The 22,065-nt window shown below is 42.1% G+C and carries 17 protein-coding genes; 8 read left to right on the forward strand and 9 right to left on the reverse strand.

The annotated features are described in order from the left end of the window. The first annotated feature begins 856 nt into the window (after positions 1-856). The 6 genes from JGK20_RS16075 to JGK20_RS16100 all read left to right on the forward strand — a co-directional run bounded on the left by JGK20_RS16075 (position 857) and on the right by JGK20_RS16100 (position 8,286). Positions 857-3,718, forward strand: a complete 2,862-nt coding sequence (locus JGK20_RS16075; RefSeq protein ID WP_293231351.1) for a tubulin-like doman-containing protein — start codon at positions 857-859, stop codon at positions 3,716-3,718. Between the two features lie 8 nt (positions 3,719-3,726). Continuing rightward, on the forward strand, positions 3,727-4,500 hold the full coding sequence (locus JGK20_RS16080) for a hypothetical protein (RefSeq protein ID WP_293231353.1): 774 nt from the start codon (positions 3,727-3,729) through the stop codon (positions 4,498-4,500). A gap of 372 nt (positions 4,501-4,872) precedes the next feature. Next, a complete protein-coding gene (locus JGK20_RS16085; RefSeq protein WP_293231355.1) occupies positions 4,873-5,562 on the forward strand; it encodes a hypothetical protein in 690 nt (229 codons plus the stop codon). Positions 5,563-5,897: 335 nt separating this feature from the next. Next, positions 5,898-6,410, forward strand: a complete 513-nt coding sequence (locus JGK20_RS16090; RefSeq protein ID WP_293231357.1) for a hypothetical protein — start codon at positions 5,898-5,900, stop codon at positions 6,408-6,410. 53 nt (positions 6,411-6,463) lie between these two features. Next, positions 6,464-6,934 (forward strand): hypothetical protein, encoded by a 471-nt coding sequence (locus JGK20_RS16095; RefSeq protein ID WP_293231358.1) that lies wholly within the window; start codon positions 6,464-6,466, stop codon positions 6,932-6,934. After that, on the forward strand, positions 6,931-8,286 hold the full coding sequence (locus JGK20_RS16100; protein WP_293231359.1) for a cytochrome c peroxidase: 1,356 nt from the start codon (positions 6,931-6,933) through the stop codon (positions 8,284-8,286). Before JGK20_RS16095 ends, JGK20_RS16100 begins: the two co-directional genes overlap by 4 nt. Positions 8,287-8,343: 57 nt before the next feature. On the opposite strand, the gene JGK20_RS16105 is transcribed toward JGK20_RS16100, so the two are convergent. The 3 genes from JGK20_RS16105 to JGK20_RS16115 are packed head-to-tail and all read right to left on the reverse strand — an operon-like array spanning position 8,344 to position 9,973. Beyond that, on the reverse strand, positions 8,344-8,619 hold the full coding sequence (locus JGK20_RS16105; protein ID WP_293231361.1) for a hypothetical protein: 276 nt from the start codon (positions 8,617-8,619) through the stop codon (positions 8,344-8,346). Next, positions 8,562-9,455 (reverse strand): precorrin-6y C5,15-methyltransferase (decarboxylating) subunit CbiE, encoded by an 894-nt coding sequence (gene cbiE, locus JGK20_RS16110; protein WP_293231363.1) that lies wholly within the window; start codon positions 9,453-9,455, stop codon positions 8,562-8,564. Before cbiE ends, JGK20_RS16105 begins: the two co-directional genes overlap by 58 nt. A gap of 20 nt (positions 9,456-9,475) precedes the next feature. After that, on the reverse strand, positions 9,476-9,973 hold the full coding sequence (locus JGK20_RS16115; protein WP_293180899.1) for a GNAT family N-acetyltransferase: 498 nt from the start codon (positions 9,971-9,973) through the stop codon (positions 9,476-9,478). 242 nt (positions 9,974-10,215) lie between these two features. Between JGK20_RS16115 and JGK20_RS16120 the strand changes: the two genes are divergently transcribed. Continuing rightward, positions 10,216-10,956, forward strand: a complete 741-nt coding sequence (locus tag JGK20_RS16120; RefSeq protein ID WP_293180902.1) for a hypothetical protein — start codon at positions 10,216-10,218, stop codon at positions 10,954-10,956. Positions 10,957-11,181: 225 nt separating this feature from the next. On the opposite strand, the gene JGK20_RS16125 is transcribed toward JGK20_RS16120, so the two are convergent. The 6 genes from JGK20_RS16125 to JGK20_RS16150 form a co-directional block, all read right to left on the reverse strand. Then, positions 11,182-12,732: a transposase gene (locus JGK20_RS16125; protein WP_366034880.1), complete on the reverse strand. Its 1,551-nt coding sequence runs from the start codon at positions 12,730-12,732 to the stop codon at positions 11,182-11,184. 373 nt (positions 12,733-13,105) lie between these two features. Then, positions 13,106-14,098: a serine protease gene (locus tag JGK20_RS16130; protein ID WP_293196814.1), complete on the reverse strand. Its 993-nt coding sequence runs from the start codon at positions 14,096-14,098 to the stop codon at positions 13,106-13,108. Between the two features lie 32 nt (positions 14,099-14,130). Continuing rightward, complete coding sequence (locus JGK20_RS16135) at positions 14,131-15,825, reverse strand: serine protease (RefSeq protein WP_293196815.1); 1,695 nt, start codon at positions 15,823-15,825, stop codon at positions 14,131-14,133. Positions 15,826-15,845: 20 nt separating this feature from the next. Beyond that, positions 15,846-16,391 (reverse strand): COP23 domain-containing protein, encoded by a 546-nt coding sequence (locus tag JGK20_RS16140; protein WP_293196816.1) that lies wholly within the window; start codon positions 16,389-16,391, stop codon positions 15,846-15,848. Between the two features lie 461 nt (positions 16,392-16,852). After that, on the reverse strand, positions 16,853-17,953 hold the full coding sequence (locus tag JGK20_RS16145; RefSeq protein WP_293196817.1) for a serine/threonine-protein kinase: 1,101 nt from the start codon (positions 17,951-17,953) through the stop codon (positions 16,853-16,855). A 364-nt stretch (positions 17,954-18,317) separates the two neighbouring features. Continuing rightward, positions 18,318-20,078 carry a serine/threonine-protein kinase gene (locus tag JGK20_RS16150; RefSeq protein ID WP_293231366.1) on the reverse strand — a complete coding sequence of 587 codons (1,761 nt, stop codon included), beginning with the start codon at positions 20,076-20,078 and terminating at the stop codon, positions 18,318-18,320. 540 nt (positions 20,079-20,618) lie between these two features. Here JGK20_RS16150 and JGK20_RS16155 point away from each other — a divergent pair. Next, on the forward strand, positions 20,619-22,049 hold the full coding sequence (locus tag JGK20_RS16155; RefSeq protein ID WP_293154026.1) for a form I ribulose bisphosphate carboxylase large subunit: 1,431 nt from the start codon (positions 20,619-20,621) through the stop codon (positions 22,047-22,049). Positions 22,050-22,065 lie beyond the last annotated feature (16 nt).

A 22,065-nucleotide genomic window follows, 5' to 3' on the forward strand; every position in this document is an offset into this window, starting at 1 on the left:
ACAATTGCTAGGGAACTCATAAATCATAAGTTAGGGTGAATCCGACTTCTAAACTCTAAACCTAAACCCTGTCTACTGTCTAGAACGAAATAGCCCTGGATTCAAAGGTGGCTACTTTTAGCTTCGCTCATTTTTTAGTCTAAACTACAGTAATTAGGAACGGCTAGAATTACGAAAATCCGTTGACTGCACCTTGACCAGGCTAGATGGTAGCTCTGTAGACAACTGGTCTACAAACGCCTGTGGTTTGGCTTCTGGAGCGATCGCGATTGGCATAGGTGTTTTTTTTTCCGAGATTTTACTATCAATACTTCGGACAGTTTTTTAACGGCGCTGTAAGCCGAGGGCGAGGAAGCCCTGCCATTTTTTACGCATTTTCTGAAACGAGTGCGCTGAACTCAAACATGAAAAAAAATAGTCCAGCATATAGCCAGCAAGGGTTTCGGAGGCTCGACTAGATCTAAAACTGTCCGAAGTATTGACTATGAAATTTAAAGATTATATGATATATTAAATTTAATGCTCTGATTCTACTCTAGAACTAAATCTACGAGAAATTAGATGAGCAAAAGAACGTTAGTAGTAAATCAGCCAGCTATAGGCAAGCTAGTTCGTTAAATTTTGCAATAAATTTATCAGACGCAAGATCAGTTTGCTGGCAAGTTGGGAGTTCATATCCTGGGATAAATCCCTAGGAAAAAGGTGTTCTATCCCTTGAAGTTTGTCATTACAAAAAATTGAAACAATAACACATAGTCAGGGCAAACCCAGAAAGAATTTACTAACTAGACATTTTCCCTATGGAAAGCAATAATTTATTTGACTTTTTCCGTATTTTTAGTAGGATAAACTAACTATGAAAAAGACGATCATCATTGGAATTGGTGGTACAGGTCTCACTACTATTCGTGAAGTTCGTAGACTGATTGCAGAGCGGTATGAGTTAGGATTAAGAGCGCCTGAAGTTTCCTCTGTCAAATTTTTATACATTGATACGCATGAAGGTGATATAGACAAACTTAATTGGTCAGTGCTAGGAAAAGATATATGTCTGACTAGAGGTGAAAAGGTAATCATAACTGGCGACCGTTTACAGTCAATGGTTGAAAATCCAGATGATTACCCGGATATTTCTCCTTGGCTTCCTCCGATTAAGAACTATGTTGGTGATCCAGGGCCTGGAGCCAAAGGAATTCGTCCCTACGGACGTTTAATTTACGAATACAATGAGAATAAAAAAGAAGTACAAAACAAGGTTTTTGACTGCTATAACTCTCTTAATCAGTCGTTTTCGCAGCTCCAGGATTGGAGATTTTACTTAGTTTGTGGTTTGAGTGGCGGAACTGGTAGTGGAATGTTTGTGCCACTTTCATTTGACTTACAACGATGGGACTTATATCAAAAGGGAACGGCATTAAAGAAATTTTATTCTTTCTTAGTTTTACCTCCGTTACAAATTGTTAGGCATAACCGCTATCATTCCAATGCCTATGCTGTTTTGAGCGAACTCAACTATTTTGCCTTCCAACCGGAGCAATTACCTTATGATAATTGTTACTTATTGGAACCACGAAATGCAAGAGGACTTGAAATTGGGCTGGAAAATTTACCCCTGTTAATTGCCCAACGGATTTTTCTCAATATACAAGGCGGGCCGGCAGCAAGCTACATAGACGCCATTATGGATAATCCACAACTGGGAGATGTGGAGAATGATGAAGAAACAGGAAGACGGCATTCACTGCGCTTTTCAACTTTTGGGCTTTCAACTGTAAGTTATCCAAGAGAAGTTGTGGCTCAGTGTCTCGCTTATCGTTTAGCATTACAGGTTATATCTACTTGGGTAGAAGAAGGAGTTTATCAACAAAATATTAACCAGCAAGTCAGAGATGAACTAAAAAGTATCCGCCTTTCTCTCTCTCATATATATGGAGATGCAGATCCATTTGGTAATAATGATTTTCCTGATTATGCGATTCAAATTAATAATCTTGTCAATGAAAATTTGCAAGGTATAACTAAGAAGCAGCTAGGGGAAAAAGTTGAAAAAGTCCGTCGTCGCATAGAAATTAGCTTTCGAGATAATATTGGTATAACAGACTTTTACACACAACGAGTGAATGATGTATCAGGGGCGGTCACAGAGTCTTTAAAACAGACCCGCTTGAAAATAACCGCTTTCTTGCGTAGTCCTAAGATGGGAATTATTTATGCCAAAAAGTTTTTAGATGAACTGATTAATATCTTAACAGATTTTAAGGCAGATGTTAGTGGAATGGCTAGCGAAAAGAATGCAAATATAATTCGTACATTCCAAGACAATCTTGCAGATACAGTCAGTGTCGTTAGGGCTAACGAACAGAAATTAATGTATACTAATAGTGCTTTTCAAAAAGACTATGCCAATATTAGTGATGAGCTAAAGCAGTATTTAAAGGGTTTAGCTAGTTTTCAAGTTGGGAAGTACGGGCTGGTATTTTTAGATAGAGTTATTCCACAAATCAGAAATTTGCGTGCTGAACTGGATGTCTGGGAGAGCAGAGTCATAGAATTACAAGAAATTTTAGCTGGAAGGCTTAAGATAATTTTAGAAGATATACAAAAAGGAACTAAAGAAAACGGAAAAACTATTTTTAGCGAACTTGGTTTACAAAGATTAGTTGAAGAAACTAATTCCTCAGTCATTCAGGCAGCTATTGAAGAGTTAATAAGATCAACACTAGGACAAGAAAACCTCGATTTAATATCTTTAATCAAAGTGACGAAAAAAGAGCCAGAAGACATACTTTATGAATCAGCCTATCAATGGGTTTTAAGCGAAAATTGCCCCGTTGATATTAAACGTCTGACTTTGTACGACAAATTCGTTAGTGAATACTCTAATTCTGTGAAAAGACAGGATATTCTATCAAGTGCCAAAATGTTGTCTGCCCCTTTTCTAAAGTTTGCTCCTAGTGAAGTTGGTAAAAAGCAGATACTATCCACAGAGGCGGCTGTAACAACAATTCCAGATGGAACTGGGCGAATCAGCAGTGATGGACGCCCTGCTCAGACAGTCGTACAGGCAGATTTAGAAGGTATAGGGGTTCCAGCGGACAGCATTAAGGTAGCAGAAGATCAGGAGCGTATCATCTTTTTGCAAGAGAAACAAGTATTTCCACTGCGCTTCATTGAGAGTCTATCAAGGCTTAAGGAAAACTACGATCAATTCCCAGAAAGAGCGGCGCTACACATTGACAAAACAATTGAGCCTTATCTCTACGAGCTTTATATGCTTTCTAAAGATGAGAAAAAAGCTCTTTTAGAAACTGAAGAAGTTTTTATTCTTTCACGAGCTTATAGCTGGATTGCTGCCACGACTAATCAGTACACTCGGAAGGATGAAATTCGCTACGAATTTGAAGAACGGGGGAAGATGGGGGTTCAAAAACTTGTACTAGGGTTTGATTGGGAAACAGCTTTTGAAGCTTTTGTAAAAGATGCCATCTTGTCTAATCCTAAGTATGAGCAAGTGAGAAAGGCTAGAGAGCTTCTGACGGTAAAAGTACGACAAGTACGCAAGGAAGCAAAAACTGCTCCAATTGTGGCAGATGACATTCGGAAAAGGTTAGAGGAGTACCTTCAAACTTGTTCGAGTGAATACCAAGCTGGCATAGATGATCCACGCTACGAAAGAGCGCAAAAGTTGATCAACCGTATTCTGAATTCTTTATATTAGGGGTGGATATGAGTCTTTTTAGAAAAACTGTAAGTATCAGGTGTTCAGGGGATAAAAATAATGAATGCCCAAACTATAAAAATAAGACACCACTGGAAGCACATAAACGTCATTGCCCCGTGGATAATTGTGGTAGTTCAGTTACAGAAGATACTAAACCTAACGTTCTAGGGATATCCGCTGTGTTAGTTAGTGTTGTAGCAGTATTGGGAGTGATTGGTTACTTACTATGGCAAAAGCAAATAACAAAAGTAACTGAACCTCTTACTCCTAAAGTCCCCGTCCTCACCCCTACCCCTAGTGTTAAAGCAAATCCAAAATCACCTGAAACACCTGCAAGAGATTCCTCTGTCTCTGCTAAGCCAACACCAACATCCACATCCATACCTCCTATTACTACCTCCACGCCAACACCCACACCTGTCTCACCAGTGAGATTGCCTCCTCCTCCTCCTAGTAAACAAGATATCGAGACTGCTATTTTGAAATTAAAGAATATGAACCCTAATGAGTTATTAGAGTTTCCGGTAGAGGAAGCACCTGATAGTTACAGAGTTATTGCTATGAAAGACTCTACAGGAATTGAGTGGCGTTTGACTGTACAAACCGTACAAGACTTTCTTCAGGAAAGTGTGCAACAAGGGGGGAAGTTTTCAGAAAAAAATAAGCAACTCAGTTTAGTTGTGAGGAATCAGTCAACTGGAGAAGAAAAACCTGATGTCCCGATTGACAAAAACGAATTATTAGCTCGCTTTGTTAGATCTATTAGTGTAATGAAATGAATCGATATTCAGAATATCGGAATTAGTGCGATCATTAATTGAGGTCAGCCAATAAATCTTGGTAGTTTGTGACGGCGGCTTTCGTTGGTAATTAACCCCTGCTAGCTTCTCCTTACCCATCTGCTTCTCTGATTGTATCAAGGAGAGCAAGATTGTGAGGAGAATAAACTGAGGTTACGTCAATTTTTTTAAAATCGATATGATATAATGTTAGTAACATTCTTTTGGGATAGTCTATCGTATAACAATTCGGAACCCTATTTTTTTTTTAGGATAAATAGGCTAAATATTTATTCCCTAAGGGTTTCATCCGGGTTGTCCCCATAGTTGTTCTACAATGTTAACTAAGTTAATGTATGAGGTTCTGTAACAATGAAACAATTCAAATCATGGCGCAGTCTATTACTTGCCGCCTTAACATTTATATCTATTTCCTTGTTCGCTTTTCTAGCTCACCCATCAGATGCAACCAGTACCGTGAACCGGATGATGATCGATACAAGTTTAATCAGTGTAGTTAGAACTCCTCAAGAACTTGAAGAAATGGGATTTGGTTATTTGCAACGGATACAACCTCAGCTTACTGCTAGCCTAATTGATAACATCAAAACGGCGGAAAGAACAGTTGCACAGCTTCCTGAAAGACCCGCCATGAGAATTCCTGTAGCTGGTAGAGGTCCAATTCGTTCGGGAGTATTACAGGGTGATAATGGAGGACCACGAGTTCCTCCAGAACGTTATAACTATGTTGGTTCCCGCAATCCCTCATCGGCACGAGCAGAAAATATTACTCCTCCATCACTCCGTGGAATGTTTGCGCAGGAAGCCCGGAATGATGGCACTCTAAATGGTCAAAATCTAAGTAGAGCTATACAGGAGAGCAAAACTCTAGTGGCTGATGCGAGAGGTTACTTTTTGCAAGCGCAAAGTATTAGTACATTCGATATGTATGTCGAAGATACTGAGACAAAGCAAATAGAATTATGGCCCGATATTGCTGCTGATGCTGTTTGCAGGGATGCCCTCAATGCTGTCTTGACTAACTCGTGGACAGAATATTAGATTGCTAGTTTTTTGCCTATTTCTGAAGACGGTAATATAGATTTGTTCGATTTTATGCTACCTGTAATACCTTTCAAACCAATGATGTTGCTGCAGGTAGCTTTTAGTAAACACTCAAATCTTTACTATAAACTTCAGTATGTATATTTTCTGCTTTGTAGGGGTACTAAATTCTCTGCATTTTGGTATTGTAAAATTCAAACATAACGTCATATAAATTATTTAGGATTATTAAATTGAGAATCTTTTTTAATTCTTTAAATATATCCAGTCTATTTAAGCTATTATTTTATCAAATCATTATTTATATATTAATAATGATTAATTCGGCTCCATTGCAAGCAGATACAGCTAAGTTATCTTTGGATAACTCAAGCCATAATTTTCCAGAAATATTTTTGTTAAAACCAAAAACAAATCCTCTTAATTTGAAAGAGGTAGGTCTTGAGTATTGGCAGATAATACCCGAATATAAGCTGACAGAAAATCAGCTTTTCCAACTCAGTATTCGTCTGCGAGATATTGCTAGATATCTTGGCTCAAATTGGCCAGTCAAAATTACTATTACCAACCAACAGACTCGATATATTCAATACCGAATTACTAATTTTAGAGAATCAGGCAAAGACTGGAATGACTTGACATCAGGTATAAATTTAAATCTTGTAACGCAGGAATTACAAAAACAAAAAACTTTAGAAGAAGAACTAATCATTGATTTACTATTAAAAGATGAAAAAAATAGTTCATCTCACCTAATAACTAATATTCCCCTAAGTCGTTATTGTTATGAACTTTTTAAAGCTATTCTACCCAATCAAAGTTTATTTTTTATTAAGATAATATAATACAAAAAGAATTTTTAATTCAGTCCATTGCGGCAGTTTTTATCGGTTGGGTTGTGACTTTAGTTGTTGGCAACCTATTTTCCTGCTCTATTTACATAGCCTTATCTACATCAGATAACTTGTTACTGATAAAAGTCAGCGAAAATTTACGTTCACTTTTTAATAATGTAGGTTTATGTTTTACTGATACACAAATTCCTCCACCCACTCGTCAACAAGTGTTTGAAGTAATTTCTAAATTAAGAACTTTATCTAATGAAGATTTAATCTCTATTGAAATTTCTAATAGTTCTTATGCTCTGGTTGGTTTCAAGAATCAAGACGCAGAATATTTTCTTTCAATTCAATATATAATAGATATACTGAGTGAATATCAAAATAACAATTCTTCTGATTCTTTAATACTGATTATAAAAAATACTAAATCGCAGCAACATTTTCCTATAAAATCTACTGTTGAGGAAATTACTCCTGCTTTAGTTAATTCAGTTAATCAAGGATACTACGTCACAAAAAAACGATGAAAATATTGGCTCATTTTATCAAGTTAATTGTTCTAACTATAGTGTTTTTTTCGTTAACTTTGAGTAGCGTAAGATTGTCCTATGCTATGGATTTATCTGGGACTGCTGGTTCATCTGAATCAGTTTCATACCTGAATTTAAAGTTAAAAACATTATTAAACTATAACGCTTCTGGTAATCAAGGGCTGGAGTATTTTATTCTGCCAAATTCGTTGGATCTAGATCGGATTCCTGCCGACCCTAAAAACCCTTTGACCCCCGAAAAAGTTCATCTGGGTCAGCTTTTATTTCACGAAACAGCCTTAAGTATTAATCCTGTCAATCCTCAGAACTGGAAAGAGGGCAGTTGTGCATCTTGTCACTTTGCTCAAGCGGGCTTTCGGTCTAACTTACCACAGGCACTGGGAGTCGGCGGTTTAGGATGGAATCGCTCCAGACAGAAAAACCCTGAGATCTATACTATAGAGATAGATAAACAAACTGTCCTCACTCCTTCTGTACTTAATAGTGCTTATCAAGATATAATGCTTTGGGATGGTCGAGCTGGGTCAGGCGGTCAAAATACTAAAGAACCTGTACTGCAAAAATTGGCTATCAATCGATTTAAGTTGCAGGGTTTAGAAACACAAGCAATTGACGGTATGAAAGTGCACCGAATGGGGACAGCAGCCATAGCAATCATACCAGAGTATCAAGAGCTTTTTGCGAAGGCGTTTGCAGATCGCCCCTATGTAGGTGCAGATGTAGAAGATATAGTCAGAGCAGGATTGGCTATCGCAGCTTATGAACGCACTCTTTTAGCTAATCAAGCTCCTTTTCAAAGATGGTTGAAAGGGGATGAGAATGCCATATCTGCTAGGGAACTGAGAGGAGCAATTACTTTTTTTAGCTCCTCATGTGTTCAGTGCCATTCAGGGCCGAACTTAGCCAATACAAAATTTCATGCTGTAGGATTTGCCGATCACCCGAAGGATCTTAGCGGACTGAACCTGGGTAGAGGCGCAGTAACCGGACGAGCTAATGACGACTTTAAGTTTAAAGTACCACAGCTTTATAACTTAGCTGATAGCTCCCCTTATGGACATGGAGCTTCGTTCAACACCTTGCGGGAGGTGGTCGAATATTTTAATCTTGGAGAGCCACAGAAGTTAGAAGCAAAGTATTCAGGCAATCTCAGTCTATTGTTTCGACCCCTAAATCTAACGAAAGAGCAAGTTGACGATCTTACGGCTTTCCTAGAAACTGGTCTGCGTGACCCTAATTTGATTCGTTATGTTCCAGACCGCTTGCCCAGTGGATTGTGCTTTCCTAATAATGACCCAGAGTCTCGAAAGCAGGTAAATTGTGACTGAACTTGGGATTTGTGGAACAGAATATCACGGGTTTGAAGTTTCTAAAGGCCAGAACGTTTAGCTGATGCAATTAGATTTAACAACCGCCCACTGAGTCACAGGTGCAAGGGGTTTCCAACCCTGAAAAGAGCCGATCGCACCAACCCGCTGAATCCCAATTCTAATCAGTTCCCCACCATGCAAAGAATGCCATTGCAAAACCTTAAGTTCACTCTCAATTGTCACCGCATTCACAACTAATCGGCCACCTTCACCTAAAGCATTCCAACAAGTTTCTAGCAAAGCCTCTGCGGTGACACCGCCACCGATGAAAATAGCATTTGGTTGCGGCAAATTTGCGCCCGACAACTCCGATGACTCCGCATCCACTCAATCGCGATCGAACCGCAGCCCGCCCCCACATCCCACAGCAACTCCCCCGGAATCGGCGCTAACGCCGACAGCGTAACGGCTCGAACCTCCCGTTTGGTCAACTGTCCATCGTGGCGATAGGCAGCATCCGGCAAGCCGGAGGTGCGGGGAATCAGCAGAGTTTCGCGATCGGCTGTAACTGCAATGGCGATCGCATTCAAATCAGCTAAATCCGCCGCATTCCAAGCTGCTGCAACTGCTTCGATCCGCCGTTCCGAGTCCGACCCCATCCGCTCGAACACAGTCATCAAACTGCTGCCAAACCCGCGCTGTGTCAACAATTGGGCAACTTTTCCTGGCGTATGTCGATCGGCACTCAACACCAGCAAGCGTGCACCGGGAGAGAAACTAAGGGCGATCGAGGCGATCGGGCGATTTGTTAAGCTAAAAGTCTCAACATCCGCCAGCGCCCAGCCCAAACGCGCGCAAGCAAGACTAAAAGCGGATGCTGCGGGAATCACCATCATTTCCGAAATCGGAATCCGGCGCGACAGGGTGACACCAATCCCGTGACACATCGGATCGCCGCTTGCGAGCACGCAAACAGACTCTCCGCGACGGCTGATGATGCTGTCAACTGTGGTTTGTAGCGGTGAAGCCCAAACTAATTTTTCGCGCGTGTCGTCGGTTGGTAGCATTGCGAGGTGGCGCGCGCCGCCGACAATGATTTTAGATCGATCGAGTAACGAAAGGGCGATCGAACTCAATCCCGAAAGTCCGTCTTCGCCAATTCCCACCACCGAAAGCCATTTGTGCATTGCGCCCTGACTGCTAATTACTACTTATCGATTCTAAAGAATAATATGGGATTTTCATTGACAATCCTTTCTTCTACTTGTCTCATCCCGAGTCTGGCTGCTAATTTGCATGATTCAATGTTTGGGCGATCGCAACTTGCAACCAGATAATCTAATCCAAGTCCATCAAAACCATACTCTAATATTTTGGTGGATGCTTCAGTAGCGTAGCCTTTTTTAATAGCTTTCGGCAACAGCGCATAGACCAACTGCGGCTGCGGTTCCTCAAAAAAATACCACAACCCCACAAATCCAATAACTTCGCGATCGTTCTTTCTCTCGATAAACCACAAGCCGAATTTCTTTTCTCCAAACAGTTGTTCGTTCTGTTCGATCATTTCTTCCACTGGATCTAGCGACCAAATTTGACCGTCGCACAAATATCTCCTGACATAGGAATCGGTAAAAATTGCGTGCAGCTTGTTGAGATCGTTCTCTACAATCGGTGTCAAAATCAATCTATCAGTTTCAAGTATCATTGGACTTCTATTTGTCAACAGTTCGCAAACTTATAAAACCTGATTCACCAAATATCTAGTCTACCATGATATTATATCCGATCGATTAACCATACAGTGCGATCTAGAAGCTCGCACTAGACAATATCGAAATTTTAATATATTTTATCGAACCCTATGCCAATTTTGTTTTTGGCATACAGAAATAGATCGATCGCCCTTAGAGGCAAGTAACTTTTGAGGAAAGTGCGATCGAAAGAACAATGAGAGACTGGCATCAGTTTTATCGAAAACAAAAAATAATCACCGTCGGCTACGGAACCTCAGTTGCGCTGGTACTGGTAGCAATTGGTTGTACCGCGTGGGATGCGATCGTGGTGACGGCAGGCATCTTTAAAACCACTCTCGGTATCTTTAAAACAACTCCTTGTCTGGCTTACAAATTTGAAGACGTTAACCCTTTAATTGCAGGTAAAAACGTTAAACTAAAAATCGGGGAAGGCAGCGGTTCAGATTGCGGAGTATCAGACTTCGCATTGTTGGTAAAACCAGCAGTTTGGTCATCACAAGATACCAAAGTTATCCAACTTTCCCAAGATGGAACTGTGACGGGAATTGCGCCGGGAAAGTTTACCGTGTTGGCAAAAACAGGACAAAAAACACTCTTGATGTCGGGTGTTGTTTATCCGCCAGATTGGGATGTTCGGATTCAGCCAGAAGTGGCGACAGTGCGCGTGGGCGATCGCATTACCTTTGAAATGATCGCCTCTGATTCAAAAGGCAATTTGCTACCCCCATTAACTTTCGGGCTGCGGACTCCAGATTATCAGGAACCGGGGCCTGGTGCGCCAACCAAGCCTCCGAATTCGCGGCCGTTACTCGATCGCACCTTTCATCATATGGGCGCGCAACCGGGCACGTTTCGGGCGCTGCGCCCCGGAAAGATTGCGATTACGGGTAAAATGGGCGATCGGATAAAATCAGCCCAATTAACTATCAAATAAAACAACAAGTTTTGTTGCTTTTTTATGAATGTAGGCGACCGCATAATTTTGACAGTTGCTGCTTATACACCAATACGGTTTACTTAGAATAGTCCGAAGAGAGGAACGAAGCAATCTCCGTATCTATTTATCATAGGGTTTTACCCTCAGGGCGGTCTTAAGTAAACGGTATTAGATTATAAGCTGTCTAGCCTGTGACATACTTCCACGTCAAGCCTCGTGGTGCTATGACGTGGGCATCTTTGCAGCCCGATGAAGGGTATACAAAATTTCCTTCGCGGTACTATCATCTATATTTCCTACTACAGAAAGATTCCCGCTACGGCGTTTTATCCTTGGGAAAATGCCCAACCCAAGTTTCTTTAAATTAATCGCGGCGTTAACATCGCGATCGACCATTAAAGAATGTTGCTCATCCCAATAGTTTCGCATACCGCAATCGGTGAAAACAATTTCATTCCGATAGCACAAAACCATTGACGTATAAGCAGGTTTTTGCGGAACGACGGCTGACCCAGCTTTTTCGGCTATGTATTCCAGCGTCTTAAAAAACTGACCAAATGCAGCATCCAACCAAGACTTATTAAGTCCTGATTTAGCTGATTGACCGTTCGGGAGGTAATTACCTTCATCGTCTTGCTTAACTTTATTCCGCTTTGTTAAGCCTTTTAAATTCAAATCCTCATGAAAAAAGAATTTAGCTCCAGATTTCACAAGTCTGTGAGCTGTTTTGTAGTGAAAGTCTTGGCGAGAACGCGCTATTTTTTGGTGCTGTCTCGCTTCTTTTTTGGCTAAGAAGCGTCGGCTTTTAGAACCGCGCTTCCGTTTGTTCCGCTTCCTTGAGATCTGGTATAACTTAGCTTGGTTTTTGCGAAGCGGTTTCAACGAAGGTAACTTTGTGCCTGACGACGTTGCTAAATAGACATCTTCATGCAGCACCGCATCCAACCCAATTGAGTTATCCCAGTTTGGGGTAACTTTATCAGGAATAAAGTGGGGTACTGAAGTGTCTTCAAGCATTATCTGGGTAAACCAACCGTCAGTCTTTCTAGTTACACTAATTTGCTTAACAGTGAATCCATCGGGGATTGGGCGGTGCATCCGAACTTTTATGACACCCAACTTCGGCAATCGGATATAAAGCCAATTCTTGCGAACCAACTTAATCCAGTCGTTATTAGCCGTAGAAAAAGTCATCGTCCGGTAATCCGCTTCAGTCTTAAACCGGGGTTTTCCCGATCGCCCACCTTTACTGTCTCCTACGATCAACCGTTCAAAAGCTTTGTCCACTCGCTTAGAGACATCTTGAAGAATAGTTGAATCTACTTGCTTGAAGTCCAGCAATTCACCACTATGAAAGACTTTTATTAAGTCTTTTTTAAGGATGGGTAGTTGTTGTTTTTGGGTGTAGTAGTTGGGCTTTTCGCGAGGCGTAGAGATACTAGCAATCAACGGACAAGCATTTATAGCAGTGCGGTTCATCTCCCACCAATCAAATCGATCGCCTAGCTGTCTATTGTACCAATAGCGACAAATCCTCAACCAATGATTGAGGGTTGACTTTTGACTGGTGTCGGGATAGAACTGATACTGATATGTTACTTTCATTGCGTTGCGACCTTTACGCATTTGCTTGTAATAAAAATACCAGGAAATACTATACAAAGTCAAGTAGTGATTTAATAAGTTATGTCGAGTAACGATGCTTGCAAATAAAGATTTGTTCATCTCGTCATCCACACCTTCATTGCTCGCCAGCATAGCGGGCGAGGACATGAAAATGTGGAATCCTCGATTCACGCGCCTCTCATCCCACACTATATCGCTTCGATTAGTGTGGGGATTCCCGTCTGTTTAGCTAAATTGTAGATTTTGGGGCGGGCTAGAAGCCTACCCCACAAGAGTTTTAAAACCCGGAGAAACCCCCTAACCCCGCTTAGGTCGGGGGGACAAGAGCCTTCTCAAAGTTTCCCTTTCTAAGGGGGATTTAGGGGTATCTGAATTTGAGGTGAAATGTTGAATATTTAATTAGTTAATTCCTACTTCCAACCCAACCACCGCAACAAAGGCACAACCAAATAATGACTGACTCCCAAACAAAGCCCGATCGCACTTCCCAACAAACCAAAAAAGGCGATCTGTCTCCCATTCACTTACACCAACCTTCTTGCTTACCCGTTTCAGGACACTTTAACATATCACCGTTATCTGAAGAAGATGTTGTGTTTATTGGGGATGGTTTTGGTGTAGTCTTAGCTGATTTAACTGGCTTTTTATCTTCGTCAAAATTCTTACCCTTAGCTAAGTTAGACTCTAAAAATAAACTGATAGGAATCCCCCAGTTATTACCTAAATTTGGATTGTTGATCGACTGGCACTTTCGGTCAGTTCTCTCCTTGCCCTCTGCCCCAGGCATCCCATGAATAGCGACTATGCTACCATTCTCATTAAATACTGGCCCACCACTCATCCCGCTCAAAGTTGAATTAGTATATTTAACTCTATAACCATTCTTATAATTATTATCTTTATCCTGAAGGTACAACGAATCATCCTTTTCGGATAATTGATTTATCTCACTTTCCGATGATATTTTTTTTAATATTGTTCCCTTAGTTAATTCATATTGAGGTTGAGGCTGACATTGTTGCCATCCTGATACCAATACAGATATAGATTCAGATAATCCTGTCGATAATTTAGCTGCTGTGTAATTTTGCGATTGAGTGGGCAACTCGATGAGTGCTAGATCAATGTCTCCCAATGTATCTGCAACTAATTGCTCCACTAATTGATCGTAATTTTTATCAGTAATTGTTAGATACACGTTTCCATCGTAACTTTTAATTTCGTACTGATTCTGAGGTTCTGGTGGAATTGCAACAACGTGCTTAGTTGTTAGTACGTAATATTTGTCTTGACTCCTAATGATTACCCCTGAACCATAACCACCGCCAGGTACTGCAATCAAAACAGTGGATTTTGTGGCTATTTCTTCTAATTGATTTTTGAAAATTACAGGTGTCGGCTTGAGCGGAGTGCTGATATTGTGATTAATATTGCTGACAAATTTTCCTAAAATAAAACTTAGCAAAACACAAAAGCCAATAATTAAACAGTATTTTAGTTGGTTAGATTTCATATTGGAGAAGTCGTAATAGGTGGATCATTTGATTAAAAAATAAACTCAATTATAATAATGCGAGAAGGTGCATTTTGAGATATTTTTTTAGATTTGTATAATGACCAAGATATTTGAGAATCATTCCCTGTATGTTTTTCGACCTCGCAATCATTACTGGGGGTTAGTTTAGGAAGAGGTTTCCCCTCTAGCCCTGTGGGAATTTCTTGTTTTATGAAAATGACAAATTCCTTGATTTCGTATTTTAACCAATAATCATCACATTTATCAAATTTTTCTTTTAAATACTTATCATAATATAACTTATAACTTTGATTTTTTTGACCATCATGAGATGAAATTTCTGCTTCCCAACCAATATCTTGAACTAAAGTAAACAAAATATTAGCTATAGGCTGCTGCTTGTCCTTGTTTTGTTCTGTATCTTTTAATTTCTGAATAAGACCGTTAAATAAATTACCCACTTTGACGCGCAAACCAGGTTTTTCTGTCTCTCTTGGCACTGTATCCTGACTATTTTTGTCTGGAGATTTATTATTTTGACTCGCCCCCGTAGCTCCTGTTGTATTTATTTTCCCAAACCGACCCAAAAAGAATAGAAGTAAAAAGATTACCACTACAGCAGGAAGGAAATAAAATAAAATTTTGACCAATAAATCATTATCTTTTAATCTAGATAAAAACTCATTTACTGACGGAGAATTTTTATGCTTTTCGGCCGTAAATGTAACTTGATCCTTCTCTTCAGCAGATTTCTGAGGGTCAGGAGGTAGTGTCTTTTTTGATTGATTAGTTTGAGAATCTGATTGGGCAATATACCCGATGCGTACAAATTCCTGATTTAAAGGCGGTATTTCCTTAAACAGTTTCTTGGTATCTAGCTGGAGATAAAAGTCAATCGGAATTCCCCAACGCAAGGGTTTCATCGAATTAATCTCATCTTCATTTGAGTCTGAACCATCTGCACGCTTATATTGAGATGATGGCCCATCTTCACCTCTGCCATTGATACCTACTACTTCGCCTTGCTCATTCAAGATTGGGCCGCCACTCGTCCCTTCCACAACTTCATTGGTGTATCCAATACTATAATTATCAACTAAAGGTTTAGTCAGTACAGCCTTCACTTGACCCTTTTTCACGACAAACTCCGCAGGACAGGATATGGTAGTCAAAACCAGGTTACAAGGAAACCCACTAACATATATCAAATCTTCATGCTTTAAGGATTGTTTCTTAGCAATTACAGCCACTTCGTAGCGATAAGGGCTATAGAAATATAATAATGCTAAATCCGTTTTATTGAATTTTTGGGGGTGACGACGCGCCTTATGAATTAAACCGTCAGGGGTACGGATATAAAACTCAGGTTTTTTTGCTCTTCCTGTCGATTCCTTGGCTACATGATTAGCCGTCAAGACAAGATATTGATAGACTGACGGGTTGGCTGGTGTCGGCTCCATAGCCATCAAAACTCCAGAGCCACTCTCATTCAAAATTAAACCATTGTTTTTCCACTCTTGTGGGTTAATTGAATAAACTCTCAAGGAAATTAATTTTGCCCTCTCAGGAATCAAATCCTTTGAGAGCCCGTTTTCTGCCTCTGACGTAACACTTGTTACCGCAGTGGTAGCCTTGTCAAAAGACTGAGAAACCTGTGTAGGTGATAGCAATTGACAACCACCTATACAGGCTAAAGCGATAAATCTAACTAAAGTTAACTTCATTTAATCAGGATACCTGATACTTACCGAACGGAACAAACTTCTCGCGCAAAAACCGTTTGCCCTCCAAGCAGGGCATCGACAGAGATATATGTTTTTGTTGCAGCACAACGCCGTTCTCGGAGTGGCAATGGAGTATTATTTTTGTTTGTCAGTGCAAACAATTCTTCTAGCCTTGCCTTGGGGTCGTGCTCTGGTTTCACCGTGTAAAGGAAGTTGAGGCAGTCTTTACCCAGGCGGTCTGTTGTACAAATTACTTTTTGACCGTTCTGAATACCGTGAGTCAGGAACTGACCCCTGTTGCTCAAGTAGCTATTCATTCTGTTAGTGACTTCGTTGCATCGGCGCTCTCGCGTATAACCCACTTGCCCACCAAAATCAGAATCCCACCGGATCAATGCTTTTTCGGGCTTGCCGCTTTCGTTAACGACTGTTGTCCATACGGCATAGTTCATTTTACAGGAGAAAGTGCGGGGTGCTGCTTCAGCCGATTTAGTAAATGCCAAACCAAATGTTGATAGCACCGTAGCCATTGTTAAAATGGCTGAAGCTGTAGTTTTAATTTTCATCGATCAACCTCATAACGTGAACAATTAATTTTTTAGAAAACTTATACTGTATTATTGCAGTTTTCACCACAACTTGTCTACCGATCGGTGATAGTTCTTAACCCAATTTGAATCAAGATGACTAACTATCTGTAAGCTATTGCCCTGGAGGACGACAAAACAACGAGTTTTGGTCACACGTTGCCGAATCTGGGGTTATCGAACCTAGGGTTGGCGAAACTGGGGTTACATTAGTAATCTGTGAACTCTGCTCCCTGAAGTATAGAGAGAGATTGATTCCAACATCGACTAAAACAGCTAGTGCTGCGATTACTGTTGCTATGTGTGCTGCTTTTTCCAAAAAGCTGTTCGTACTATTCATCTCTAGGAAGGCGTGTTCTTAATTGTAAGTATCTTAGCGAAATTTTCCGTGCCAAGCCTGTGGCGCAAACACAAAAAGTCCCTATATCCACTAGCGAAGGCTAGGGTGTCCCTGGCGGACGCTTGAATATATCGTCATCACTAGGTTGGGGAGTAGGTTCAGGTGATTGAATATCCTGTTGTTTTTCTCTCTCCGGTTTCGGAGACTGCGGTGTGGAAAGCAGCCCAAGCACAAAAGCTAAGATCATAACCAAGGGCGTTGCGATCGCAAACCACAACCACATAGGCAGCTTGGATATTCCCCCTCCTCCATTTTGAACCGATGGAATGGTGGAACGTAAAATAGGGGCTACTACCGCAGTAGCCGTAAAACCTCCTGAATTTAAATCGTTTAGCACCTTCTCTGCTGATTGATAGCGACTTTTACAATTATGCTCCACCATCTTTTCCAAAATTTTCTTCAGCTTATTACTAGCATTGAATGAATGAGGCCACACAACCTTCCCTGTAGTAACATCTTTGAGTTTTTCAGGCTCCACTCCTGTCAAAGCTTCCAAAGCAGTCATCCCTAAAGCATAAATATCGCTGCAATATTCTGGGTAGCCTTGAATCTGCTCTAGCGGTGCATAACCTTCAGTATGAATCTGAGTTCCAGGAGAGGTGAGTTTAGTGACTTTCTGCTTAACTGCACCGAAATCTATGAGAACTATCTTGCCATCCCCATTTCTCTTAATGAGATTTTCTGGTTTGATATCCCGGTGAATATTTTGTTGTTGATGAATAAATATCAGGGAATTGAGTACATCCTCTAACAAACTGGCAACTCGATCCTCATTGAGCCTCGTATTGCGATTTAGTTCATCACGAAGGGTACATCCGTCAATGTATTCCTGCGCTAAGTACAACTCTTGACCCTCTGACAAGTATCCTATGTACTTGGGAATCAAATAATTTTTAGGGTTTTCCGTTAAATTCTTTAAAAATTTGGCTTCGCGCTCGAACAACTCCTTTGCCTTGGCAAAAGTTGTAGGGTTATTACTGACAAAGATGAACCGCTTCAGAGCGCATTGCCTACCCGAATCGTGCCAATCTTCGGCTAAGTAAGTTTCGCCAAAATTCCCATTGCCCAAAATATGGATGATTTTGAAACGTCCACCCCCTACTGATTGACCCATCGGTAGAGTTTGCCCTTGTCCTATCATTCTACCCTCCTCCAGAGATCCCGCTCAGCCTGCTCTCCTATAAAGCTTATATTAATCCCTGAATAGAGATATGACAACTCCCTAATCCTAAAATAATTTTCGGTCAGCCGACAGTATAATACGAAATCCGCGTTCGTTACTCCCTCGATCGCTCGGTGATTGAAATCACTTTTGACCTCCAAGTCTAATGTAGCAATGCGCCAGTCATAAGAGTTTGAGGTCGAAGCAAACAAAATTTAGTCTGCGAAGGCGGACTAATAAATAAAGGCTGTATTTAAGCCGGATTTAGTATAAAAAGCTGATATTTGCGTTTATATGTGGTTAAAAATCATAAAAAAATTCCAGCGGACACGCTCTAAATTGCCTACCGCCATCCCAACCACCGCAACAAAGGCACAACTAAATAATGACTAACTCCCAAACAAAACCCGATCGCACTTCCCAACAAACCAAAAAATGCAATTGAACTCCCAATCTGCAACCAGCCGAAGGGATAACCAGACGAAAGATCCAAAATTCCTAAAAAACTCCCTGGAAAAATGCTCAAAGCATTCAAAAATAGAAACATTCCCGTCGAACAAGCAGCCACCACCAAAGCGTGCGCTAATTGGTGACTCCGCAAACCCATGCCGATCGTTAAAGTGGCGATCGCAAATGCCCCCAAAATAATCCCCTGCACGCCGCTAAAAGCAGTCGCTTCCATCCAGCACAAACTCGCCAACAAATAGCCCTGAGCACCCATCAATCCCGACAGCCAATACTGTTTTTGCTGGCGAAAACTCCCCGCATCCGTCAAACCTATCGCAGTACCCCAGCCCGCAAAAGCAAACAAGAGCACTTCCGGGCCGACATTAAAACTCATATAAGGAATTAATTGGTGCAAACCTTCATTCAAAAAACTCGCAAATTCCGGGCCAATAGGCGAAGCATAGGCCAAAACCAAACCGCCGATCGCCCCTGCGGATCCACCAACCCCACCGAGCACCATTTCCCAGCCCGTATCTAGAGAAGCTACTACAATTTGGGCGATCGCGCCGAACACCAAAACCGTCAAACTTGCCGTTTTTTGCGCCGTCGCCACCACTACTTGCCGGCAAAATTCCACAATAGCTTGACTGACTGGGGCTAACGCAATTTTGCCCTTACTCTTAGCATAAATATCCTGCAAACGCGATCGAACATCCGCAGCCGAAGCCGGACGCTGCTGTATATTCGATCGCACCATATCATCCAACAAATTCGCAAAAGCCGGACTCACAGACACAATGTGGCGCCAGCGCAACTCCCCCGTCATCGGATCTTCAATTTCCGCCGGATACTTCCCCGTCAGCAAATGAATGCAAGTCCGCCCGAGGGCATAAAAATCCGTCGCCGGGACAACTTGGCCCCCAACAATTTGTTCCGGCGGGCTGTACCCAGGCGAAATCAACCGCGTCGAAGAAGCAGAATCTTTCCCCATTGGTTCGACACCGCCCATTTGTTTAACTCCCCCAAAGTCGATCGTCACCAATTGCAAACCGCCCAAACCCTTGCTCAGCAACACTTGGGGCGACTCCGGGTCTCGCAGCATCAAATTGGAGGGTTTAATGTCGCGGTGAATAATCTGACACCGATGCAACTCCTCTAAAATTTGCACAGCTTGACTCAGCCAGCTAAACACCCATTCCTGCGGACATCCCTGAGGGTGATCTTCAAGAATTTCTTCTAAAGTTTTGCCGTGAATCTTTTCCATTACCAAACAAGGTAAGCGCCTCCCTGTGGCATTTCCATCCCCGCCTCCCAAATTTTGGGTTTGGACGTGAAAATAACCGTCCGGCTCGACTCTTGGAACGCCGGGGTGCCGCAAAATTGCCAAAACCCAAGCTTCCTGCTCGAACAGTTTTAGCGCTTTCGGAGAAGTTTCGAGCAACAATTTGAGGACGCGCTCGGTTTGAGTTTCTGCGTCCCAAACTGTGTAGATAGCTGCAAAACCCCCGGTACCGAGCCCTTGTAGAGGTATGTAGCGATTTTTTAGCCGCAGCGGAGTCCCGCAACTCTGACAAAAATTGTTGCCCCAAGTCTGAGGGTAAGGCCTTGGGCAATCTGGATTGATGCAGTGGACGGCTTGTGAAGGGGGGTGAGGCACAACCAGAGTAAAGATGGGGCTAGATATCCATAGTAGACTTACGTGCAGCTAACGCAGAAACCCGGTTTGCCGCACAAGTCCTGTCCATATTATGTGCTATGCTGCCGACTTTTAGGTACGTTGTTGGGCTTCAGCCCTCTTTACATATATTAGAAGAGGGCTGAAGCCCAACAACGTACCTTTGGAGTTCTATAAGTATTTATAACTAATTTTTTCCTACCCCCAACCCAAAATTTAATATCTAAAATTTAATCGATCTCCACCATGATTTAAGTATTTATGACTAATTTTTTCTCCTTCTCCAATCTAAAATCTAAAATTTAAAATCTAAAATCTCATCGATCCCCAACCCTTAGCCCTGCATCCTTCGCCACTTTTGTTTGATAAGATATGTTACATAAAATTTCCTAATGTAAAGCTAAATAAACAATACTTATGATGATTAAAAGAATATTAAAATTGTAACGCGCCACTTTATTGATATATTTCTAAGAGCCTGCGATCGGGCAAAAAAATTAAGCGAATACTAGGAAGCGAGATATGGCTTACGCGCAAACCCAAACTCAATCAAAGGCTGGGTATAAAGCCGGAGTTCAAGACTATAAACTAACGTATTACACACCGGACTACACGCCGAAAGATACAGATATTTTGGCAGCATTCCGCGTCACACCTCAGCCAGGAGTTCCCCCAGAAGAAGCTGGAGCTGCTGTGGCTGCTGAATCTTCCACCGGTACATGGACAACTGTGTGGACTGACCTCCTGACCGACCTCGACCGCTACAAAGGTCGCTGCTACGACATCGAGCCAGTTCCCGGTGAAGACAACCAATACATCTGCTTCATCGCTTATCCTTTGGATTTGTTTGAAGAAGGTTCCGTCACCAACTTGCTGACCTCTTTGGTTGGTAACGTTTTCGGTTTCAAAGCTCTGCGTGCTCTGCGGTTAGAAGACTTGCGGATTCCCATTGCTTACCTGAAAACATTCCAAGGCCCTCCTCACGGTATTACCGTTGAGCGCGACAAATTGAACAAGTACGGCCGTCCTTTGCTGGGTTGTACAATTAAGCCCAAATTGGGTCTGTCTGCTAAGAACTACGGCCGCGCCGTTTACGAAGTTCTACGCGGCGGTTTGGACTTCACCAAAGACGACGAAAACATCAACTCGCAACCGTTCATGCGTTGGCGCGATCGTTTCTTGTTCGTTCAAGAAGCTATTGAAAAAGCTCAAGCAGAAACCGGCGAAGTCAAGGGTCACTACTTAAACGTAACCGCCCCTACCTTTGAAGAAATGATGGAACGGGCTGAGTTCGCCAAAGAAATCAAAACCCCCATCATCATGCACGACTACCTCACCGGTGGTTTCACTGCAAACACCAGCTTGGCCAAATGGTGCCGTCGCAACGGTATTCTGTTGCACATTCACCGCGCCATGCACGCCGTGATCGATCGTCAAAAGAACCACGGTATCCACTTCCGCGTGCTTGCCAAGTGCTTGCGGATGTCCGGCGGCGACCACCTGCACTCCGGTACAGTTGTGGGCAAACTCGAAGGCGAAAAAGGCATCACGATGGGCTTCGTAGACTTGATGCGCGAAGACCACATCGAAGAAGACCGCAGCCGCGGTATTTACTTCACCCAAGATTGGGCCTCCATGCCTGGTGTCATGCCAGTTGCTTCCGGTGGTATCCACATCTGGCACATGCCAGCCTTGGTTGAAATCTTCGGCGACGACTCCTGCTTGCAGTTCGGCGGCGGCACCTTGGGCCACCCTTGGGGTAACGCACCTGGTGCAGCAGCTAACCGCGTTGCATTGGAAGCTTGCGTTCAAGCTCGTAACGAAGGCCGCAACTTGATGCGCGAAGGCGGAGACATCATTCGCGAAGCTTGCAAATGGAGCCCTGAATTGGCTGTTGCTTGCGAACTCTGGAAAGAAATCAAGTTTGAGTTCGAGGCAATGGATACCGTTTGATGATTTTTGGTTAGAG

The organism is Microcoleus sp. PH2017_05_CCC_O_A, from assembly GCF_020738785.1.
Taxonomy (GTDB): domain Bacteria; phylum Cyanobacteriota; class Cyanobacteriia; order Cyanobacteriales; family Microcoleaceae; genus Microcoleus.

Bases quoted from the DNA above. Each gene is read 5' to 3' on its own strand.
- JGK20_RS16135 (WP_293196815.1), bottom strand. From the start codon at position 15,825: ATGAAGTTAACTTTAGTTAGATTTATCGCTTTAGCCTGTATAGGTGGT.
- JGK20_RS16130 (WP_293196814.1), bottom strand. From the start codon at position 14,098: ATGAAATCTAACCAACTAAAATACTGTTTAATTATTGGCTTTTGTGTT.
- JGK20_RS16120 (WP_293180902.1), top strand. From the start codon at position 10,216: ATGAGAGACTGGCATCAGTTTTATCGAAAACAAAAAATAATCACCGTC.
- JGK20_RS16125 (WP_366034880.1), bottom strand. From the start codon at position 12,732: ATGTCCTCGCCCGCTATGCTGGCGAGCAATGAAGGTGTGGATGACGAG.
- JGK20_RS16115 (WP_293180899.1), bottom strand. From the start codon at position 9,973: ATGATACTTGAAACTGATAGATTGATTTTGACACCGATTGTAGAGAAC.
- JGK20_RS16145 (WP_293196817.1), bottom strand. From the start codon at position 17,953: ATGATAGGACAAGGGCAAACTCTACCGATGGGTCAATCAGTAGGGGGT.
- JGK20_RS16100 (WP_293231359.1), top strand. From the start codon at position 6,931: ATGAAAATATTGGCTCATTTTATCAAGTTAATTGTTCTAACTATAGTG.
- cbiE (WP_293231363.1), bottom strand. From the start codon at position 9,455: ATGCACAAATGGCTTTCGGTGGTGGGAATTGGCGAAGACGGACTTTCG.
- JGK20_RS16075 (WP_293231351.1), top strand. From the start codon at position 857: ATGAAAAAGACGATCATCATTGGAATTGGTGGTACAGGTCTCACTACT.
- JGK20_RS16140 (WP_293196816.1), bottom strand. From the start codon at position 16,391: ATGAAAATTAAAACTACAGCTTCAGCCATTTTAACAATGGCTACGGTG.
- JGK20_RS16080 (WP_293231353.1), top strand. From the start codon at position 3,727: ATGAGTCTTTTTAGAAAAACTGTAAGTATCAGGTGTTCAGGGGATAAA.
- JGK20_RS16155 (WP_293154026.1), top strand. From the start codon at position 20,619: ATGGCTTACGCGCAAACCCAAACTCAATCAAAGGCTGGGTATAAAGCC.
- JGK20_RS16085 (WP_293231355.1), top strand. From the start codon at position 4,873: ATGAAACAATTCAAATCATGGCGCAGTCTATTACTTGCCGCCTTAACA.